Below are 19955 nucleotides of genomic sequence, written 5' to 3'. Positions count from 1 at the left end.
AAGACCAGGGAACAACTATTTTTGATACGTTTCATTCCCTGCCCGGCAGGTCTGCAGGGCGTTTTCAGGAAACGGGCGGGTCAGGCGGCAGGCGCTTCCCGCAGCTTGCCGGCTTGGGTGCCGGCAGGTGCCATGGTGGCGGCAACGAATTCGTCGTTCGCGGTGAAGAAGCGGTCGCACAGCCAGCCGGTGGCGAAAAGCCAGGCGCCGACGCTGAAGAACGGAATAAGCCCCGGCAGGGTACTGCTGGCGTAGACCACCACTGCCGAGATGAACAACAGGATCACCGTGCCGGCCAGATGCCGGACGGCAAACCGGCTGGACATCAGCAGGTACTGCGGCAGGGGCAGTTCGTAGCGGGCGTACATCGGAAACAGGTAGCAGACGGCGCCCGCCAGGAAGATGGCTGACACGAAGATTCCGGCAGCCATCAGCTGGGAGAACACATCAGCGGAACCGGCGAAGTAGTTCCAGTTCATGGCCAGAACCACGGCCACTGCCACAACAGGCAACACGAGGGCGTTGGTTCGGAAGAAATTGCGGCCATAATTGCGCGCAAAGTCCCGGACCAGCGGGGCCGCCTCCCCGCGGGCGCGCTTCCGGACCAGTATCTGGGCGGCCGCCGTGGCAGGCCCGGCCCCAAGCACGCCTGCTCCGAGCAGCGCGAAGGCAAGCCACAACAGGTTCAGGCAGGCAATCCAGAGGAGGGTGTCAAAGAATGAGTACGCTTTGGCGCTGAAGGTTCCGGACAGCATGGCACAACTCCCTTCAGTTCTCCATCGTTGCAGAAGCGAATCCGGAAGTGGTCCGCGTCACGTGAGTAATCGGTTTCTCGAAATCTAGACCGCCGGCAGCAGCATGGTCAAGCGCTTTTTTGAATCGTTACATAGATGGACGTTCACCAGCTGTATGACGCACACTAATTATTGGAAAGCGTTTGCTGCCCTACTGTGCGCGCTTACACACCTGTGCTTGAAAGGCAGAACGGAGAACCATGGCAACGCCGTCCGGCACCTCTTTGCCGTCCCCCACTGAAACCCCGCCCGCGGAAGACCTCCCTGCCGCCGGTACTGTCGAAAGTCCGGGCGGTTCCGCCCGCGTGGCCCTGGTAGGCGTCCACGGTTTCGGCACCCACCACCTCCGCAACCTTGAGCGCCTGCAGGCGGCCGGCGCCGTCGAACTCGTGGCCGTTGCGGACCCGCAGCCGCCGGCACCGGGGGCGGTACCGCCGTCGGCCGCTGTTTTTCCGGGCCTCGAAGAACTGCTCGCGGAGACGCCGTCCCTTGACGTCATCATCGTGGCCACCCCAATCCAGACCCACGCCCCGCTGGCGCTGGCCGCGCTGGGCACGCAGGCGGATCTGTACCTGGAGAAGCCGCCCGTCGCGTCGCTGGCCGACTATGCCCGCCTGGGCGAGGCAGCCCGCGCCTCGGGCAGGAGTGTGCAGATCGGATTCCAAAGCCTCGGCTCGCACGCCCTGCCGGCTATCGAAGAGCTGCTGGTGGCAGGCACCATCGGCACGTTGCAGGGCATCTCGGCCACGGGCCGGTGGGTGCGGGACAAGGCCTACTACAAGCGTTCGCGCTGGGCCGGAAAGCGCAGCATGAACGGCGTCGATGTGGTGGACGGCGTTGCCACGAACCCGCTGGCCCACGCCGTGGCCACGGCGTTGCGCATCGCCGGCGCCCGCACCACCGCGGACATCGCCTCGCTTGAAACAGAGCTGTACCGCGCGAACGATATCGAGTCGGACGATACCTCTGTCATCCGGATCCGTACCGCAGCCGGCTTGCCCATCACCTGCGCCCTCACCATCTGCGCCACGGAATCCGTGGAGCCCTACGTGACGCTCCAGGGCTCGGCCGGAACGGCTGTGTTCCACTACACGGAGGACCGGCTCACAGTGGAGACGGCAGCGGGCCGCACGGAACAGGCGTATGGCCGGGACGACCTTACCGGGAACCTGCTGGCCCACCGGAACCAGGGTGCCCCGCTCATCAGCTCGCTGGAGGACAGCGGCGCCTTCATGCTCGTGCTGGAAGCCGTGCGGACCGCCCCGCTTCCCACGCCGATCCATGCCGCCCATGTCCGGTGGGAGGGCGACGGCGAAGCAGCCCACGCCGTCGTGGTTGGCATCGAGGACGCCCTGGAACGCGCCGGACGGCAACACGCCACGTTCAGCGAGCTGGGGTTGCCCTGGGCCTCTTCCACCCCCACCGCGTTCCCGGTTCCGGCTTCCTGATGGCACCGCTTCACGGCAGAACACCCGCCACCCCCCTTGCGGCTGAGTCCGCTCCTGAGACCACCCTCCCCCGGCTGGCGGACGGCACAGGGCACCTGCATGCCGCCGGGCTGCTCACCGACGGACTTGCAGCGTGCCTCACGGCGTCCGCCCGCCCGTCCTTTTCCTGGCGGCTGGAACTCGCCGAGGGCGGTGATCCGGCCGCCGCCCTGCAGGCGGGCTACGAGCTGGTGGTGGAGGACGGCCTGGGCCGCCGGCTGTGGTCCTCCGGGCTTGTGCCTTCCGCCGCCACGCAGGGCATTCCGTATGAGGGCCCCGCGCTCGACGACGACGCGGACTATGCGTGGCGCGTCCAGGTCCGGGATGCCGCAGGTATCCCCGGCCCCTGGTCCGCCCCGCAGCCTTTCAGCACCGGGCTCACGGATGCAGCCTGGGAGGCGGACTGGATCCGAAGGGCTCAGGGGGGACGCGCGCCCCTGGAAGTCCTGGACCGGGCGCTCCGGGTGGCTGGCTCCCCCTTCCTGCCTATTCCGTGCCCTCCCCTGCGAAGCTTCCGCCTCATGGCCCGGCTCCGGCCGGTCATGGGCTGGGCCGGGCTGATCCTGCGGAGCACCGGCCCCGGCACCGGGCTGCTGCTGGAACTGAACACGGCGGGGGAAGTGGTCCTCCGGCAGGCACCGCACTGGGATAGCCCGGCTCCGGCCATCCTGGAAACTCCTGTCCTTGCCCGCGGCCAGGCTGACCGGGACCAGCGAGTCCTCCAGGAGCGCCTGCCCGGCAAGGACCTCGTCGCCGGCGTCTGGCAGGACATCGAAGTCGCCGACGACGGGCGCTCCATCCGGGTGTCCCTGGACGGCGTGGAACTGCTGGTTGTGGACGAGCCCGCAGCGCCCGGTGCCGCCGGAAAACTCGCCCTGCACCAGGGTCCGCGCAGCCAAGCCGAGTACGCCTCGCTGCAGATCACGGGCGGACCGGAAAACCCGGCCACTGCCGGCGCGGACGGACTCCTCCTGGACCACCGGTTCGACGCCAGCGAGGACCACGCCCGGGCATGCCTGGCCCACTGGCCGCAGACCACTGCCTACCGCCAACCGGACGAATGGACGCTGTTCCGGACCACCCTTGAGCTGTCCGGAACGGTCCGGCGCGCCCGGCTTTTCGTGGCAGCGCACCACCACGCGCAGGTGTCGCTCGCAGGGACACACTGCTTAAGCACAACGTCGTTCGGTTACCCCGGCGAAGGGTACTACGACGCCGCCGACGTCACGTCCGTCCTGGCGGAACAGCCCGTTGGGGCTGCGATTCCACTGACCGCCCTGCTGCATTGGTACGGGCCGGGGCAGGGCCGCGCCGCCGGAGTCCCCGGCCTCCTGGCCAGGCTCGGTGTTGAGTACACCGATGGCCGCCGGGAGTCCTTCGTCTCCGGACCTGGCTGGTCCGCGGGCGAGGCGCCGTACCGCCAATCGGGGTACCGCAATGACGAGGGCGATCCGGTGGAGCACCTGGACGGCCAGGCGGCTGCCTCAATGGCTGCCGCCGAACAGCTGCCCGCGGCCATCAGCTGCGGTACGCATCCCGTTCCGGAGTTCCCACGGCTGCACCCCCGCCGCACCTTCCTCCATGAGGAGTTTGTGGCACCCCGGGAGTTCCTGGCCGCCCGCGACGGTACTCTCGTGGCGGACTTTGGCCGGGTCCTGCCGGGACGGCCGGAGGTCGACTTCATGGACGGCGTTCCGGGCCGGACAGTGATAATTAGGGCGGGCTACGGCCTGCGGCCCGACGGCCGGGTGGACGCGGGCAAGACCGCCAGCCAGAACACGGACATGTCCTTTCCGTATACGCAAACGGCCGGACCACAGCAGTACCGGGCGAGCGTGCACCTGGGATTCCGCTACCTCGAGCTGCCCGGCGTGGAGGCCGCGGAGGTGTCCCGTTTGGGGGCTGTGGTGGTCCACGGCCGGCATCCCGGCGAGGGTATCTTCAGCAGCTCGGACCCGGTACTGGACGGCGTCTTCACGCTGCTGCGCGACTCGGCGCTTCACGGTGTCCAGGAACAGTTCGTGGACACGCCCACCCGGGAAAAGGGCCAGTTCCTGGCGGACGCCGTCAATATCTCCTACGCCACCATGGCGCTGTTCGCCGAGCACGCCTACACCGCCCAGGCGTTGCGGGAGTTCGGCTGGTCCGCGCTGCGCTACTGGACCTCGGGTGAGGACAAGGGCCGCTACAACGCCGTGTACCCCAACGGGGACGGCAAGCGGGACATCCCCGACTTCTCCCTGATGATTCCCGAGTGGGCAGAGGAATACCACCTCCGCACCGGTGACCTCACGCTGGTGCGGGAACTCCTCCCCCGCCTCCGCGACACCGCTGACTACGCCGTGCGCTACATTCCGAAGGACGGCCCGACGGCGGGACTGGTCACCGAACTGGGCGGCGGCTCCGGCCCGTACCTGCACGGCATCGTTGACTGGCCGGCACCCGGCCGGTTCGGCTATGACATGGACTGCGCCGCCAAGACCACCGTCAACGCCCAGGCATACTCCGCCCTGATGTCCACTGCCCGGCTCTGCAGCGCCGCCGGCGACGAGGACGCCGCCATCCGCTATGCGGCCTCTGCCCGCAGCCTCGCGGAGGCCATCCGGACCCGCCTCCGCGTGCACGGGGTGATGGTGGACGGCCTATACGTTGACGGAACACCCAGCGCCCACGCCTCCCAGCACGCCACATCGTTCCCGCTCTCGCTTGGGATCACCGCGCCGGAGCACGCAGCCGGCGACGCTGCACGCATCGCCGCCATGGGCATGCGGCAGGGACCGCTGACGGTCCACCGCCTGGTCCGTGCACTGCTCTCCCAGGGCAGGACGGACGCCGTCCTGGACCTCCTCACCGCCAAGGATCAGCCCGGCTGGGCACGGCTTCTCGAACGCGGGGCTACCTTCACGTGGGAAGCCTGGGACCTGGTGGAGGGGACGGACTACAGCCAGTCCCACGCGTGGGCCGCCTCCGTGGTGAAGGAGATCCTCGAGCACCTGCTCGGTGTCCGGTTCAGCTCGCCCGGAGGCGCGGAACTTCTCATCGAGCCGCCCTTGTGCCGGCTTGAGCATGCCCGCGGCACCGTTCCCGTGGCCGGGGGCCACGTGGAGGCCGGCTGGTGGCGCCGCGGACCACTCGTTGAACTGGAGTGCACCGTGCCGCCCGGAGTGACGGCCGTTGTGCGCCTGCCCGCCGGCACCTACGGGGTCAAGGGCCCGACGCCGGATGCCGCCGTCGTGCCTTCCGTCACGGAAGGCGGGGACGAGGGAGCCCGGCGCGAATTCCGCGTCCACCCCGGCGCCTGGAAGTTCGAGCCCGCCCGCGCCTGAGTCCCTTACCGAAGATCAGAGCCAGGCCTACATGTGGCTTACGGACCGCCTGCCGTGCCACCAAAGGAGCGCGCCGATCACGGCCGCGGACAGCATGCCAAGGGCGCCTGTGGCTACCAGTCCCGCGCGAACACCGAACTGCTCCGTCAGCCACCCCGCCAGCAACCCGCCACACGCATGTCCGCCCAGCAGCAATGGCAGGTACAGCGCCATGACGCGTCCGCGGATGGACGGGTCTGCCTCGAGCTGCACCGCCGTGCCGGCACTGGTCAGGAAGAGGAGCGTCATGAGTCCCACCACAACCAGCATTGCCGTGAACAGCACCAGGTTCGGCATCAGGGCCGCCACCAGCTGGGACAGCCCGAAGAGTCCGGCCGCAGCCACGATGCCCTTGCGCCCCATGTTCTTGAGGCGGGCGGCAAGCAGGGCGCCGCCCAGGGCACCCACGGCACTGACGGTATTGAAGAGGCCGAAGCCCTCCACGCCGTTGTGCCACACCCTGTCGGCAAAAGCGGCCAGGACCACTGGGCCGTTCATGCCGAAGGCCCCCAGCAGGCCGGCCAGCACGATCAGCAGCAGCAGCCGGGGCCTGTCCCGCACGTAACGGAAGCCGGCCAGCAGTTGCCCGCGGCCCCGTTCAGCCGGCGCACTCGGGTGCAGTTCTCCCGTCCGGACAGCGGCAACCAGGCCCAGGACCAGCAGGCCGACGGCGGAGTTCGCGGCAAAGGCGGCGGCAGGGCCTGCCTGGGCGATAAGCACCCCGCTGAGGGCGGGACCGGCCATGGCTCCGAGTTGTGCGAGGGCGTTGTTCAGGCCGATGGCAGCGCGAAGGTAGGTGTCACCCACCACTTCGTTGACGAAAACCTGGCGTGCCGGGCCGTCAATGGCTGACGTGATCCCGAGTGCGATGCAGCTGGCGTAGACCGCCCACACGGTAATGGTGCCGCTGGCCACCCAGGCCGCCAGTCCCAGGGCGAGCAGGATGATCACCGATTGGCAGACCATCATGATCCTGCGTTTGGGGAACAGGTCCACCACCAGCCCGGAGAGGGGACCCACCACCAGCATGGGCAGGAACTGCAGGGCGACGGCCACGCCCACGGCAGCCGGGCTTCCTGTCAGCTGCAGCACCAGCCAGTCCTGGGCCAGCCGCTGCATCCACACCCCCACGCTTCCGGCCAGCTGCATGGCAAGGAAGAGCCGGTAGTTGTACTGGGTCAGCGGGTGGTACCAGCGTGGCTGGCGTTTGGCAGGCTCGATGGACTCGTGGGCACGCTGGCGGTCGGTTGACACGTCTGGACTCAACTCGGTAGCGGGTGGGAACTGCAGGAGGAGAAAGGGGGCCGCCGTTGACGGGTGCGGCAGTTGGTTGGGTCAGGCGCGGTTGGAGCGGAGTTTGATGGCGGCGGCGGCGAGAATCAGCGTGCCGGGGACGACGACGAAGAGTGCGACGAGCATCCAGACGAAGACGACGGCGAGGAAGAGTGCTGCGGCGAGCAGGAGGGATCCGGTCCAGTCTTTCACGGACAGTGTTTTGCCGGTTTGGAGGGCGGCGTGCCAGGCGTCTTTCGGGCTGGTGACGGTGCGGGTGGTGTTGGGCCAGGCGGCGGTAGTGCGCAGCAGCAGGATCGCGCCGCAGGCGGCGAGGATCAGGGTGGCAGGCAGGACTACCTCCCGGCCGGGCAACTGGCCCACCCAGGCGAGCAGGAGGTTCAGGACAATCACGACGGCGGCTGCCGCAGTGAGGGCGCCGAGCTTCCAACTGCCGGGCAGCGCGGCTTTGAAGGTGCCCCACAGGCCGCGGACGGAATCGTCGCGGCCGGCGAGGTGCCGTTCCAGGTGGGCGATCCCCGCCGCGTAGGCGGCGGGGATCGTAACCAGCGGCAGGGACAGTACCAGCACCAGCAGCCCGGCGAGCAGGGTCTCGGAGAACAGGGCGAACCGGTTTACCGGGACGGGCTCGTGCTGGTGGTTTGCAGGTCTGGTGCTGTCCATGACGCTCATTATCTTCTTTTCCTAGCCCTTGAGGCCCTGGGTGGAGACGCCTTCGACAATGTAGCGCTGGAAGATCAGGAAGAAGATCAGCACCGGCAGCAGGGCCAGGACGGACATCGCGATCATGGCGCCGTAGTCCGAGGACTGGGTCTGGTCCACGAACAGGCGCAGTGCCAGCGGCAGCGGGTACTTTTCCGGGGTGTTCAGGTAGAGCAGCGGGCCCAGGAAGTCGTTCCAGCTCCAGATGAAGGAGAAGATCGAGGTGGAGATCAGGGCCGGCTTCATCAGCGGCAGCATGATGGACCCGAAGATCCGTGCGTGCCCCGCACCGTCAATGCGTGCTGCCTCGTCCAGCTCTGCGGGCAGGCCGCGCATGAACTGGACCATCAGGAAGACGAAGAACGCGTCGGCGGCGAGGAACTTGCCGATCAGCAGCGGGATGTAGGTGTCCACCAGGCCCAGCTGCTGGAAGATGATGTACTGCGGGATGATCACCACGTGGAACGGCAGCAGCAGCGTGGCGATCATCATGCCGAAGAAGATTCCACGGCCGGGGAAGTTGATCCGCGCGAACGCGTACGCCGACACGGACGCCGAGAGGATGGTGCCCACCACTGCGCCGATCGCCAGGATCAGCGAGTTGGTGAAGAACTGCATCGTGGAAACGCCGCCGATGCCCTCCATTGCGGTGACGAAGTTGTCGAAACTGAAGTTGTTCGACCACAGCGAGGTGTTCGCGCCGCCGATCTCCGAGTTCGGCTTGAACGCCGAGGCGACCATCCACAGGCCCGGGTACAGCACGATCGCGGTAAGGATCAGGGCAGCGGCGTGGAACGCCACGCTCTTGGCCCGCTTCGCACCCACGGATTCGGACTTGGGGTTGTACACCGGCACGTTCGCGTCCGGGGCGGACTGGGTGGGAGTTGCCATGGTTGTCATCGTGAATCACCGCTGTAGTGGACCCAGGACTTGGACGTGCGGAAGAAGATCAGGGTGATGATGCCCACCACGATCACCAGCAGCCAGGCCATTGCCGAGGCGTAGCCCATCCGGAAATCGCTGAAGCCGCGCAGGTACAGGTAAAGGGTGTAGAAGAGGGTGGATCCGGCGGGGCCGCCTTCACCGTTGGAGATGATGTACGCCGAGGCGAAGATCTGGAACGCGTGGATGGTTTCCATCAGCAGGTTGAAGAAGATCACCGGGGAAAGCATCGGCCACGTGATGTTGAAGAACTTCCGCACCGGACCGGCACCGTCCATCGATGCAGCCTCATAGAGTTCATTCGGGATCTGCTTCAAACCGGCCAGGAAGATCACCATCGGGGCGCCGAACTGCCACACCGTCAGCAGGATGAACATCGGCATGGTCATCGCCGGGTTGCCCACCCAGCCGCCCAGGTTGATCCCGAAGATGGACAGGCCCTGGTCCACCGGGCCGTTGTCGCCGAACATTGCCTTCCACACGATCGCGATCGACACCGACGCACCGATCAGCGACGGCGCGTAGAACGCGGACCGGTAGAAGCCCTGGCCGCGGCGCTTGCTGTTGAGCAGCATCGCCACAGCCAGTGCTGCGGCGAGCTTCAGCGGGGTACCGAACACCACGTAGTTCACGGTCACGCCGACGGACTGCAGGAACCTCTCGTCCTGGAACAGGGTGGTGTAGTTGTCCAGGCCGATCCACTTCGGTGCCTCGAACAGGTTGTAGTTCGTAAACGACAGGTACAGCGAGGAAATCATCGGCCCCACGGTCAGGGCAATGAACCCCAGCAGCCAGGGCAGCAGGAACGTATAACCGGCGCGGGCGTCCGCCCCCCGCCGCTTCGACTTGCGAAGCTGCGAAGGGGCGGACGTCGTCGAACGCCTGCTCAGGGTTGGGCTTTGAGTCACGAGTTCAATCCGTCAGTCGAGCCTGAATCAGGCGTTCTGCTTGATGAGGTCTTCGGCTTCCTTGAACCAGGCATCGGTGGCGGCGTTGATGTCCAGCTTGCCGTAGTTCAGGTCCGAGGAGATGCGCTTGAAGGAAGCCTCCAGCGTGCCGAAGCCGACGATCGGCGGCTCGGGGGCGTCCTTGAGGTACTGCTCGATGGACTTCTCGTAATCCACCACGAGCTTGTCGGTGCCCTCGAAGGTGGTGCCGTCACGCTGGGTCTTGGAAGCAGGCACGCCGCGGGAGGTCTTGAAGATCTGGCCCACCTCGGGATCGTTGACCATGAAGTCGATGAACCGGGCGGCAGCATCCTTGTACTTGGTCTTGGCGCTGGCCACCATCAGCATGGACGGCTTCAGGAACAGGCCCAGGTTGTCCGGGTCATCGGACGGGACCGGAACCAGCTTCAGTTCCTTGGCACCGCTGTCCGCCAGGTAGCCGGCCATGAAGTTGTCCCAGGTAACTTCGGTGGCGGTGACGTTCGAGCCGAAAGCCGACTTCGGGGCCAGCTGGGTGACCCGCTCTTCGGAGGCGATTGCGGGGGTGCCGCGCAGCTCGGCGGTGAAGTTCCACCACTTCTTCAGGTCGTCCTTGCTGAAGCCGAGCTTGCCGTCCTCGGTGAAGGCTTCGATGTTGTTCTGGCGCAGCCAGATGTTGAACATCCACCAGACGCCGGTGTAATCGGTGCCGCCAAAAAGGGCGCCGTTGCTCTTGGTGCCCACCTCGGTGAGGAAGTCGTTGTATTCCTTATAGGTCCACTTGCCGGTGGGTTCCGCGATGCCCAGGGAGGCCAGCTTGGCGGGGTCGTAGTAGACGGCGAAGGCGTTGGTGCTGGTGGGGATGCCGTAGGTCTTGCCCCGGATCTGGCCGGAGGGCAGCAGGGACTTCTCAAATGCGTCGGTGTTGATGTTGACGGTGCTCAGGTCCAGCAACTGGTTGCGCTGGCCGTAGTCACGCAGGTAGGACAGGTCCCACTGCATGACGTCCGGCAGGCCGCCGCCTGCCGCCTCGGTGGCGCGCTTCTGCCAGTAACCGGCAAAGTCGGTGAAGTTGCCGTTGACCTTGATATCCGGGTTCTTCGACTCGAACAGGGCGATGGCCTTGCGGGTACGCTCGGCACGGTCGTCGTTGCCCCACCAGGTGTAATTGATAGTGACGGGGTTCTCGGCGGAACCAGTCTCCCCGGAGGAGCTGGCACCATTGCCACAAGCCGCCAGGACGCCGGCAGATGCGGTGCCGACGGCGACGGTGGTGAGGAAATGCCTTCTGTTGATCACGGGAGCCTCCTTGCTCAATGTGTGCAATCCCTGATCTCATCTACAACGCGGGTAGTGAGCTGGCTTACACGGCTTCTGAAACGATACAATAGCGGCATTCCCGAAATTGGGCAAGCGTTTTCCAAACATCTGACATTCCATCTGGTTCCATCCTCGCAGCAGACAAAGGAGTCCCATGAACTTGCAGGCAACTTCCGGCCCGGACAGCGTGTGGAGCAACATCGAAGGCATCGCCTTCGGCGGCGACTACAACCCGGAGCAATGGCCGGTCAGCGTCCGGCTGGAGGATCTGGAGCTGATGAAGGAAGTCGGTGTGAACTTCCTCAGCGTGGGCATTTTCTCCTGGGCACTGTTGGAACCCGCCGAGGGCCAGTACGACTTCGCCTGGCTGGACGAGGTGATGGACAACCTGGCCGGCATCGGTGTCAAGGTGGCCCTGGCTACCGCCACCGCCGCCCCGCCCGCCTGGCTGGTCCGCAAGCATCCGGAAATCCTCCCCGTCACGGCTGACGGCACTGTGCTGGGACCGGGCTCCCGGCGGCACTACACGCCGTCGTCGGCCGTTTACCGCCGGTACGCCAAGGGCATTACCCGCAAGCTGGCCGAACGCTACAAGGACCACCAGGCGCTGGCACTCTGGCATGTGGACAATGAACTTGGGTGCCACGTGTCCGAGTTCTACGGCGAGGAGGACGCCGCTGCCTTCCGCGTATGGCTGGAGCGGCGCTACGGCAGCATCGCGGCACTGAACGCCGCCTGGGGTACCGCGTTCTGGAGCCAGAACTACGGATCATTCGAGGAGATCCTGCCGCCCGGCGTCGCCCCCAGCACGCTGAACCCGGGCCAGCAGCTCGACTTCCAGCGGTTCAACTCGTGGGCGCTGATGGATTACTACCGGGACCTCGTGGCGGTGCTTCGCGAGGTGACACCCGATGTCCCCTGCACCACCAACCTCATGGCCTCCAGCGCCACCAAGTCCATGGACTACTTCGACTGGGCCAAGGACCTGGACGTCATCGCCAACGACCACTACCTCGTGGCGGCCGATCCGGAACGGAACGTGGAACTGGCGTTCAGCGCGGACCTCACCCGGGGAATCGCGGGCGGTGCCCCGTGGATCCTGATGGAACATTCGACGTCGGCCGTGAACTGGCAGCCGCGCAACCAGCCGAAGATGCCGGGCGAAATGCTCCGCAACTCCCTGTCCCATGTGGGCCGTGGCGCAGACGCCGTGATGTTCTTCCAGTGGCGGCAGAGCTTTGCCGGTTCGGAGAAGTTCCACTCGGCGATGGTTCCCCACGGCGGGCGCGAGACGCGCGTGTGGCGCGAGGTGGTGGACCTCGGTGCGGCGCTGAAGCTCCTGGAGCCGGTGCGGGGTTCGCGGGTGGAATCGCGGGCGGCCATCGTGTTCGACTACGAGGCGTGGTGGGCCAGCGAGACCGATTCGAAGCCCAGCATCGATGTGAAATACCTGGACCTGCTGCGCGCCTTCCACCGGTCCCTGTACCTGCGGGGCATCTCCGTGGACATGGTGCACCCGTCCGCGCCGCTGGACGGGTACGACCTGGTGCTGGTCTGCACGCTGTACTCGGTGACCGATCACGCGGCGGCCAACATCGCTACCGCCGCTTCCGCCGGCGCCACCGTGCTGGTGAGCTACTTCAGTGGAATCGTGGATGAAAAGGACCACGTCCGGCTCGGCGGGTACCCTGGCGCCTTCCGCGAGCTGCTCGGGGTGCGGGTGGAGGAATTCCATCCGCTGCTGGCCGGCACCCAGTTGAAGCTGAACGACGGTACCGTGTCCTCAGTGTGGAGCGAGCATGTGCACCTCGACGGGGCCGAAGCGCTGCAAACCTTCACCGAATACCCGCTGGAGGGCGTTCCGTCCCTGACCAGGCGTGCGGTTGGCAGCGGTGCGGCCTGGTATCTTGCCACCTTCCCGGACCGGGACGGTATCGAAGCGATGGTTAACCGGCTCCTGGCCGAATCCGGTGTGGCTCCTGCCGCCGACGCCGACCCAGGCGTCGAGGTGGTTCGTCGCCGCTCCAAGGAGGGGCGAAGCTTCCTCTTCGCCATCAACCACACCCGTGCTGACGCCTCTGTCCAGGCTGCCGGGCAGGACCTCCTGACCGGCGAGCCCTTCACCGGCTCGGTGCCAGCCGGAAGTGTAGCGGTCATCGCAGAAGCCTGATGCTTCTCGCCAAGGTTCACCTTTGCTGGCCGTAGGGCCAGCAATGGCGACTCGCCCTGGGCCTTAAATCACGACGGCGGCGCACCCTTTGGCGCTTTCTTGTCGCGCTGATCATCGTTTTCCACATAGCGCCTTTGGCTGGCAGGAATTGTCAGTGCTTGCTGGAAGACTTTGTTCATGGAGGCGTTTGGGGTTGCAGTAGTGGAGGCAGGGCACAGTGGCGCGTCCCCTGCTGCCGGAAACACCCTGACTGCCGGTTTTGCCGGGCCTGCTCCCCGACGTCCCGTAGACGACGTCCCATCTGCTGCTGGCAGCCCTCCGGTTGCTGGTGTTCCTATTTATGCCGGCGTCCCCACTGTTGCCGATGCCCTGAGGGTTCTGGCCACTGTGCCTGTGGCTGGTGATGGTCCGGGGAAGGTTGATCAGCTGCGGCAGTTTGAGGATGTGAAGGCGTTGGCGGCGGCGAGGCAGGCTGAGGTCGCAGTGGCTTTTGACCTGCAGCAGCGGCGGGAGCAGGCCGCCGCCGGCGTCCCTGCCGGGGAGCAGGGTACCGGAGTGGCGGCGCAGGTGGCGTTGGCGCGGCGGGAGTCCCCGGCCCGGGGCGGGAGGCTGCTGGGCCTGGCCAAAGCCCTCACCGGAATGCCCCGCACGTACGCGGCGTTCCGGTCCGGGCAGCTGAACGAGTGGCGCACCACGCTGATCGTCAAGGAAACAGTCTGCTTGTCGGTGGAGGACCGGGCCGCGGTGGACGAGGAACTCGCCCCCGACACCGGCACCTTCGACGGCGCCGGAGACCGGGCCATCATCTCCGCCGTCAAGGCCGCCGCGTACCGGAAGGACCCAAGGTCGGTGGCGAAGCGGGCCAGCCACGCGGTGAATGAACGGACGGTGTCGTTGCGGCCGGCGCCGGACACCATGGCGCGCGTGACCGCGCTGCTGCCCGTCGCCCAGGGCGTGGCCGTATATGCAGCTCTCACCAAGAAAGCCGACACGCTCCGGGCTGTGGGAGATGGGCGGGGCAAGGGCCAGATCATGGCCGACACCCTCGTCGAAAGAGCCACCGGCATTGAGGGCGGGGTCAGCAGCATCGAAATCCAGCTCGTCATGACCGACCGCACCCTCCTCCAGGGCGACAGCGAACCCGCCCGGTTGACCGGCTACGGCACCGTCCCCGCCGAGTGGGCCAGAAAAATTGCTGTCGCGGGGCCGGCGGGAGGTGAAGAGCTGAAGACCTAGGTCCGGCGGCTCTACACCGCACCCGCCACAGGCGATCTTGTCGCGATGGACTCACGGGCCCGGCTCTTTCCGCACGGACTCCGCCGCTTCATCCAGGTCCGGGACAATGTCTGCCGGACCCCGTACTGTGACGCGCCCATCCGCCACGACGACCACATCATCCCCTGGCGCAAGGACGGGCCTACCAGCGCCGGTAACGGCCAGGGCCTTTGCGAAGCCTGCAACCACACCAAAGAAACACCCGGCTGGTCAGCCAAACCACTCCATATCCCCGGAGCCCGGCATACCGTCCAGCTTAAAACCCCCACCGGCCACACCTACACATCCACCGCGCCACCCCTTGCAGGCGCCCGATGGAGGGTCCCGGCGGCAAAAAAGCCAAGCGTCCAGGTGCTGGGCCGCGCCGGCCCTTCACAGACAGTCCGGCTTGAACGTTGAGGCTCGCACGCCAAACAGCTCCGTCCCGGAGGAACGTGTGGTTCCTGCCGGGACGGAGCTGCCACCCGCCGATGGACATGTGGTGGGCGGAGGAGGCTTCCACCCATCTGTCCGGGAGCCGTGTTGGCGGTGTGAAACCTAGCTGCTGATGGCCGACTTCATTTCGTCGTGGGCCTTCTTGCCAGCGTCTTCAGGCGACAAGCGCTCGAAGAGTACTTCCGAGGTGTAGCGCTTGATGATTTCCTGGATGGAGCCTGCACCCTTCGGCGGCGGGGCGGGAGCCTCGCCGAGCTCGTCCTTGATCTGGTCGATGAACTTGACCACCTTGACGTCGGCCGGGGTCAGCTTGGGTTCGATGGCTGCGCGGACGTCGGAGTTCGGGTAGACACCGCGGTCGGCCAGGAGGATCTCGCCAGCCTTGACATCGTTGGCCAGGAAGTTGATGAACTTGGCGACTTCCTCAGGGTGCTTGGTGCGCGAGGAAGCGGACCAGAATTGGGATGCCTTGTACCAGAGCCCGGCATCATCAGCGGAGCCGGTCTTGGTGGGAAAGCGCAGGATCTTCAAGTCGCCTCCGGAAGCCTTCTCCAGTGCGGGAGCCTGGTTGGACCACCAGAAGGCCATCGCGTTCTTCCCCGTGGCCAGGCCGCTCTGGTCCAGCGGTGCCGCCTCGGCTTCAACCACCTCGGAGGCCGTCGGCACAGCCTTCTTTTCGCTGAGTTGCTTCAGGAAAGCCCACCAGTCAGCGATGTCGTTCGGCTCGAAGCCCAGCTTGCCATCCGACGTGTAGAGTGACTTGCCGTTCTGGCGCAGCCACACACCCAGCGAGGCCTCGTCCGTTCCGTAGGCCGCTGCCCCGTAGGTGCCCTTGGGCGACTTCGCCGTGATTTCAGCAGCGATGCGCTCGAAGTCCTCCCAGGTCCACGTGGAGTCATCCGGCAGCGGAACGCCTGCGGCTTCGAAGACCGCCGGATTGGCCAGGATGGTGGCGGCGTTGATACCCGCTGCGATGCCCGTCAGGCCGTCTTCGCTCTTGCCGGCGTTCAGTGCGGCTTCGTCGAACTTCGAAGTGTCGATCTCGTACTTTGACAGGTCAAGCAATGCACCGCGGCTGGAGTATTCGGTGATGTACTTTTCGTCCATCTGGATGATATCGGGAGCGTCGTTGGCCGCCACCTGGGTGGCCAACTTGTCCCAGTAGCCGCTCCAGTCGCCAAATTCCGGCTTGATCTTGATGTTCGGGTTTTCGGCCTCGAACTGCTTAATGGCTTCCTGGGTCAGCTGGGCCCGCTTGTCGCCGCCCCACCAGGAGAAGCGTAGTTCAACGGTACCGTCAGCGCTTTGCGGCTCGGATCCGCCGCCGCAGGCGCTGAGGGCCATCACGACGGCGGCCGCCGCGGCTACTACGCCTGTCTTACGAATGCGCCGGGCGGCGCGGGAAGAAGTTCCTGCGGGCTGCTTGGCAGCAGACGCAGAACGGGGGAAAAGCGGCACGGAGTACTCCGATCTTCTTTGATCTTGGTGCTGGGGATTTACTGCGGGTGCAAGCGGTCCTGTAGTTGGAAAACCAACTCAGGAAAACGCTTTCTGCATCTGATGTTATAAGTGCGTGACTTGTAATACAAGGGGTCATTTCAGGAATTTCAGTCGAGACAACAGGTCGGGCAAGGCAACGGCCCGTCCAGAGGGACGGGCCGTTGCCTTCCTGCCGCCGGTCCGGGCTGTAAGTGGCCGAAGCCGGCAGAGAAGTTACTTGATGCCGGTGGTGGCGATGCCCTTGATGAGGAACCGCTGGCCGAAGAGGAAGACCAGGAAGACCGGCAGGAGGGACACGATGGACATGGCGAACAGCGAGCCCCAGCTGGTGGCGGACTGGGAGTCAACGAAGGCGCGCAGGGCGACGGGGACGGTGAACATGTCCGGGTCGGTGAGATAGATCAGGGCGCCGAAGAAGTCGTTCCAGGTCCAGATGAACGTGAAGATGGTGGTGGTGGCCAGGGCCGGAACCATCAGCGGCAGGATGACCCGCAGGAAGATCCTGGGATGTCCTGCACCGTCGATGCGGGCGGCCTCGTCAAGCTCACGCGGAATGCCGCGGATGAACTGGACCATGAGGAACACAAAGAACGCTTCCGTTGCCAGCAGCTTGGGCACGATCAGCGGCCAGAAGGTGTTCACCCAGCCGATCTGCGAGAACAGGATGTACTGGGGCACGATCACTACGTGGAACGGCAGCATGATGGTCAGCAGCATGATGCCGAACAGCAGCTTTTTGGCGGTGAACTGCAGCCGTGCGAAGGCGTAGGCAGCCATCGAGCACGAGATCAGGTTGCCCAGGATGGAACCGATCACCACGATGGCCGAGTTGATCATGTAATGCCCGAACGGGTGGGTCAGGGCAGACCACCCGGAGGTGTAGTTGCTCATCTCCAGGCTGTTCAGCCACAGGCCGGGTTCGCGGAAGATCAGCTCGTTGGGCCGCAGCGATGAGATCACCATCCACAGAAGGGGGTAGATCATCAGGCCGCCAGCCAGGATCAGGATGGCGTGCTTCATCAGTGACCTGGCGCGCTGCGCCCGGCTGAAGGCCAGGGTGCCGCGGGACTCGCGGGGCTTGCGGCGGTTCGTAGGCTTGCCGGCTCCTGCGGACTTGTTGTCCGCGGCGGGCAGCGTCTGCAGGTTAGTCGTCATAGAAAACCCAATACTTGGAAGCGATGAAGTTGATGGCGGTGAAGATACCGATGATCACCAGCAGGACCCATGCCATGGCTGACGCGTAGCCCATGTCGAACTGGCCGAAGCCCTTTTGGTAGAGGTAGAGCGTGAAGAACATCGTGGAGTCGGACGGTCCGCCGTTGCCGCCGGAGACGATGAACGCCTGCGTGAACGACTGGAAGGAACCGATGATCTGCAGCACCAGGTTGAAGAAGATGATCGGGCTCAGCATCGGCATTGTGATCCGCCAGAACTGCTGCAGCGTGGTGGCGCCGTCCACCTTGGCTGCTTCGTAGTACATGTTCGGGATCTGCCGCAGGCCGGCGAGGAAGATGATCATCGGGGCGCCGAACGTCCATACGTGCAGCAGGATGATCGAACCCAGCGCGGTGCTCGGATCGGAGATCCAGCCCGGGCCCTGGATACCGAACATCGCCAGGACCTGGTTCACCAGGCCCGTCGTGCCGAAGATCTGCTTCCAGAGAATGGCCACAGCCACCGATCCGCCCAGCAGGGACGGCAAGTAAAACACCGAACGGTAGAACGGCAGCCCGCGCAGGCCCTTGTCCAGGACCAGGGCGATCAGCAGCGCCACGGCCAGCTGGAGCGGGACACCAATGAACACGTAGGTAAAGGTCACGCCCAGCGAATTGTGCAACCGGGCATCGGAAAGCATCCGGGTGAAGTTGTCCAGGCCGGTCCATTCCGGCGGCTGGAGCAGGTTGTAATCCGTAAAGGACAGGTAGAGGGACATGATCATCGGGCCGATGGTGATGGCCACCAGGCCCACAATCCAGGGCAGCAGGAAGATATAGGCGGCCTTGTTGTCGCGGCCGTTCGCCTTCTTCTCCTCCGCCGTGGCCCTGCCCTTGCGCCGCGACAGCGAGCTCAGTTCACTGATCGCACTCACTTCAGGCGCCCCGTCCCGCGCAACAGGCGCGCCCCGGCCGGCAGCGATGCCGGACGCAGCGTCCCGGGTAGGTGTTTAGCGGCCATGTGGTCTCCTTTGGTCATCGTGGCCTCCACGTTCTGGTCATCGCCGGGGCGATGGGGTTCAAGCACCCGGAGCCTCAGGACCCGCCGCAACGGAGGGGTTGCGGACTACTGGTCCGGACGCCGCCGGTGGTGCTGGTTCAAAAGCGGCCCGGTACCAAAGTAAACGGTTTCTTGACTCCTGTATAGCCCTTTGTTAGTTTTTCAGAAAACGCTTTCTGTAACTGGCGTCACTAACACTGGATCACAAGAACTAAGGGGCAGGACAATGCGGTTTCGTCTCAAGAAGTCTGTAATGAGGGTGGCCGGTGCTACGGCCGCGCTGGCCATGGTGCTTACCGGATGCGGCAGCAACCCGGAAGCCGGGAAGGTGGGGACCGTGGAGGACCCGGTCACCATCCGCTTCGCCTGGTGGGGCAACGATTCCCGCGCCAAGACCACCCTTGAGGTCATCAAGGACTTTGAGGCCGCAAACCCCACCATCAAGGTGCAGGGCGAGAACACCGAGTTCAGCTCGTACTGGGACAAGATGGCCACCCAGATCGCCGGCGGCACCACCCCGGATGTCTTTGCAATGAGCGGCTCGTACCCCAGCGAGTACGCAAGCCGCGGCGTCCTGCTGGACCTGGACAAGGTCAAGGACCAGATCGACACCTCCAAGTTCGCGGAAGGCACGGTGGACCTCGGAAAGATCGACGGCAAGCAGTACACCATCACTGCCGGCGTTAACTCCATGTCCATGGTGGTGGATCCCACCGTCTTCGAGGCCGCCGGCGTGGAACTTCCCGACGACGAGACCTGGACCTGGGACGATTACGCGGACATCGCGGCCGAGATCACCAGGAAATCCCCAGCGGGCACTTTCGGAACCACCCCCATGGCCAACGACTCCTTCCTCGCGGTGTGGGCGCGGCAGGCAGGCGAAACCCTCTACACAGATGACGGCAAGAAGATGGGCATCAGCGAGGACACCCTCACCCGCTACTTCGAGCTCAACAAAAAGCTGATGGAAACCGGCGGTGCCCCGTCACCGTCACAGACGGTTGAGGACGGCTCAGCCCAGCCGGAGATGACGCTGATGGGCCAGGGCAAGCAGGGCATGAAGATCAGCTGGAGCAACCAGATGACCTCCTACTCCGGCGCCCCGCTGGTCATGATGAAGCTGCCCGGCGAAAGCAAGACCCCCGGTGCCTGGCTGCGCTCCTCCATGGAGTACGCCATCTCCGCAAAGTCGGCCCACCCCAAGGAAGCTGCGCTCTTCATCAACTACCTGGTCAACAGCATGGACGCCGCCAGCAAGATCAAGAGCGACCGCGGCATGCCCGCCAACACGGAACTGAAGGAAGGCATCACGCCCCTCCTGAAGGAGACGCAGCAGAAGGAAGCCGCGTACCTGGACCGCATCGCCGAGATGAAGATTGATCCGCCGAAGCCGTTCCCGGCCGGCTCATCAGCCACCATGGAGGTACTGAACAGGTTCAACACGGATGTTCTCTTCGGAAAGATCTCGCCGCGGGATGCAGCCAAAGGCATGATCAACGAGGTCAACTCGAACCTCGGCTGACCCCCCGGGC

Annotated in this window: 13 protein-coding genes and 1 pseudogene; 5 read left to right on the top strand and 9 right to left on the bottom strand. The window is 65.3% G+C overall.

What is annotated here, in order from left to right:
• Nucleotides 1–80 precede the first annotated feature (80 nt).
• On the bottom strand, nucleotides 81–755 hold the full coding sequence (locus FDW83_RS06710) for a YesL family protein (protein WP_138136858.1): 675 nt from the start codon (nucleotides 753–755) through the stop codon (nucleotides 81–83).
• A 239-nt stretch (nucleotides 756–994) separates the two neighbouring features.
• Here FDW83_RS06710 and FDW83_RS06705 point away from each other — a divergent pair, with 239 nt between their 5' ends.
• Nucleotides 995–2242, top strand: a complete 1248-nt coding sequence (locus FDW83_RS06705) for a Gfo/Idh/MocA family protein (RefSeq protein WP_138136857.1) — start codon at nucleotides 995–997, stop codon at nucleotides 2240–2242.
• Nucleotides 2242–5607 (top strand): family 78 glycoside hydrolase catalytic domain, encoded by a 3366-nt coding sequence (locus tag FDW83_RS06700; RefSeq protein WP_138136856.1) that lies wholly within the window; start codon nucleotides 2242–2244, stop codon nucleotides 5605–5607. The genes FDW83_RS06705 and FDW83_RS06700 overlap by 1 nt, the downstream gene beginning before the upstream one ends.
• A 27-nt stretch (nucleotides 5608–5634) precedes the next feature.
• Here the strand turns inward: FDW83_RS06700 and FDW83_RS06695 are convergent, their stop codons facing one another.
• The 5 genes from FDW83_RS06695 to FDW83_RS06675 form a co-directional block, all read right to left on the bottom strand.
• The gene (locus tag FDW83_RS06695) at nucleotides 5635–6900 is read right to left on the bottom strand and encodes an MFS transporter (protein ID WP_138136855.1); all 1266 of its coding nucleotides are present in this window, start codon (nucleotides 6898–6900) and stop codon (nucleotides 5635–5637) included.
• Between the two features lie 81 nt (nucleotides 6901–6981).
• A complete protein-coding gene (locus tag FDW83_RS06690) occupies nucleotides 6982–7611 on the bottom strand; it encodes a Poxvirus protein I5 (protein WP_138136854.1) in 630 nt (209 codons plus the stop codon).
• A gap of 12 nt (nucleotides 7612–7623) precedes the next feature.
• On the bottom strand, nucleotides 7624–8541 hold the full coding sequence (locus FDW83_RS06685; RefSeq protein WP_138136853.1) for a carbohydrate ABC transporter permease: 918 nt from the start codon (nucleotides 8539–8541) through the stop codon (nucleotides 7624–7626).
• Complete coding sequence (locus tag FDW83_RS06680; protein ID WP_138136852.1) at nucleotides 8538–9491, bottom strand: carbohydrate ABC transporter permease; 954 nt, start codon at nucleotides 9489–9491, stop codon at nucleotides 8538–8540. The genes FDW83_RS06685 and FDW83_RS06680 overlap by 4 nt, the downstream gene beginning before the upstream one ends.
• Nucleotides 9492–9518: 27 nt before the next feature.
• Entirely contained in the window at nucleotides 9519–10808 is a 1290-nt protein-coding gene (locus tag FDW83_RS06675; protein ID WP_138136851.1) for an ABC transporter substrate-binding protein, read from the bottom strand.
• Nucleotides 10809–10983: 175 nt separating this feature from the next.
• On the opposite strand from FDW83_RS06675, the gene FDW83_RS06670 reads away from it, so the two are divergent.
• Both FDW83_RS06670 and FDW83_RS06665 read left to right on the top strand, forming a co-directional pair.
• The gene (locus tag FDW83_RS06670; RefSeq protein ID WP_138136850.1) at nucleotides 10984–12999 is read left to right on the top strand and encodes a beta-galactosidase; all 2016 of its coding nucleotides are present in this window, start codon (nucleotides 10984–10986) and stop codon (nucleotides 12997–12999) included.
• Between the two features lie 177 nt (nucleotides 13000–13176).
• Nucleotides 13177–14673: pseudogene (locus tag FDW83_RS06665) on the top strand (DUF222 domain-containing protein).
• A 138-nt stretch (nucleotides 14674–14811) separates the two neighbouring features.
• On the opposite strand, the gene FDW83_RS06660 reads toward FDW83_RS06665, so the two are convergent.
• The 3 genes from FDW83_RS06660 to FDW83_RS06650 all read right to left on the bottom strand — a co-directional run bounded on the left by FDW83_RS06660 (nucleotide 14812) and on the right by FDW83_RS06650 (nucleotide 18298).
• Nucleotides 14812–16167 (bottom strand): ABC transporter substrate-binding protein, encoded by a 1356-nt coding sequence (locus FDW83_RS06660; RefSeq protein ID WP_138136849.1) that lies wholly within the window; start codon nucleotides 16165–16167, stop codon nucleotides 14812–14814.
• Nucleotides 16168–16422: 255 nt separating this feature from the next.
• Nucleotides 16423–17364: a carbohydrate ABC transporter permease gene (locus FDW83_RS06655; protein ID WP_138136848.1), complete on the bottom strand. Its 942-nt coding sequence runs from the start codon at nucleotides 17362–17364 to the stop codon at nucleotides 16423–16425.
• The gene (locus tag FDW83_RS06650) at nucleotides 17354–18298 is read right to left on the bottom strand and encodes a carbohydrate ABC transporter permease (protein ID WP_138136847.1); all 945 of its coding nucleotides are present in this window, start codon (nucleotides 18296–18298) and stop codon (nucleotides 17354–17356) included. The genes FDW83_RS06655 and FDW83_RS06650 overlap by 11 nt, the downstream gene beginning before the upstream one ends.
• Nucleotides 18299–18676: 378 nt before the next feature.
• Here FDW83_RS06650 and FDW83_RS06645 point away from each other — a divergent pair, with 378 nt between their 5' ends.
• Nucleotides 18677–19945 carry an ABC transporter substrate-binding protein gene (locus tag FDW83_RS06645; protein WP_138136846.1) on the top strand — a complete coding sequence of 423 codons (1269 nt, stop codon included), beginning with the start codon at nucleotides 18677–18679 and terminating at the stop codon, nucleotides 19943–19945.
• Nucleotides 19946–19955: the final 10 nt, after the last annotated feature.

It is taken from the genome of Pseudarthrobacter sp. NamE2 (assembly GCF_005796205.1).
GTDB lineage: Bacteria > Actinomycetota > Actinomycetes > Actinomycetales > Micrococcaceae > Arthrobacter.
The sequence above is the reverse complement of the archived record's forward strand: the minus strand, read 5'-3'. Positions and strand labels throughout refer to the sequence as shown.

Excerpts from the sequence above, each read along its gene's own strand:
- FDW83_RS06690 (WP_138136854.1), bottom strand. The coding sequence starts at position 7,611 with ATGAGCGTCATGGACAGCACCAGACCTGCAAACCACCAGCACGAGCCC.
- FDW83_RS06685 (WP_138136853.1), bottom strand. The coding sequence starts at position 8,541 with ATGACAACCATGGCAACTCCCACCCAGTCCGCCCCGGACGCGAACGTG.
- FDW83_RS06700 (WP_138136856.1), top strand. The coding sequence starts at position 2,242 with ATGGCACCGCTTCACGGCAGAACACCCGCCACCCCCCTTGCGGCTGAG.
- FDW83_RS06710 (WP_138136858.1), bottom strand. The coding sequence starts at position 755 with ATGCTGTCCGGAACCTTCAGCGCCAAAGCGTACTCATTCTTTGACACC.
- FDW83_RS06705 (WP_138136857.1), top strand. The coding sequence starts at position 995 with ATGGCAACGCCGTCCGGCACCTCTTTGCCGTCCCCCACTGAAACCCCG.
- FDW83_RS06670 (WP_138136850.1), top strand. The coding sequence starts at position 10,984 with ATGAACTTGCAGGCAACTTCCGGCCCGGACAGCGTGTGGAGCAACATC.
- FDW83_RS06645 (WP_138136846.1), top strand. The coding sequence starts at position 18,677 with ATGAGGGTGGCCGGTGCTACGGCCGCGCTGGCCATGGTGCTTACCGGA.
- FDW83_RS06655 (WP_138136848.1), bottom strand. The coding sequence starts at position 17,364 with ATGACGACTAACCTGCAGACGCTGCCCGCCGCGGACAACAAGTCCGCA.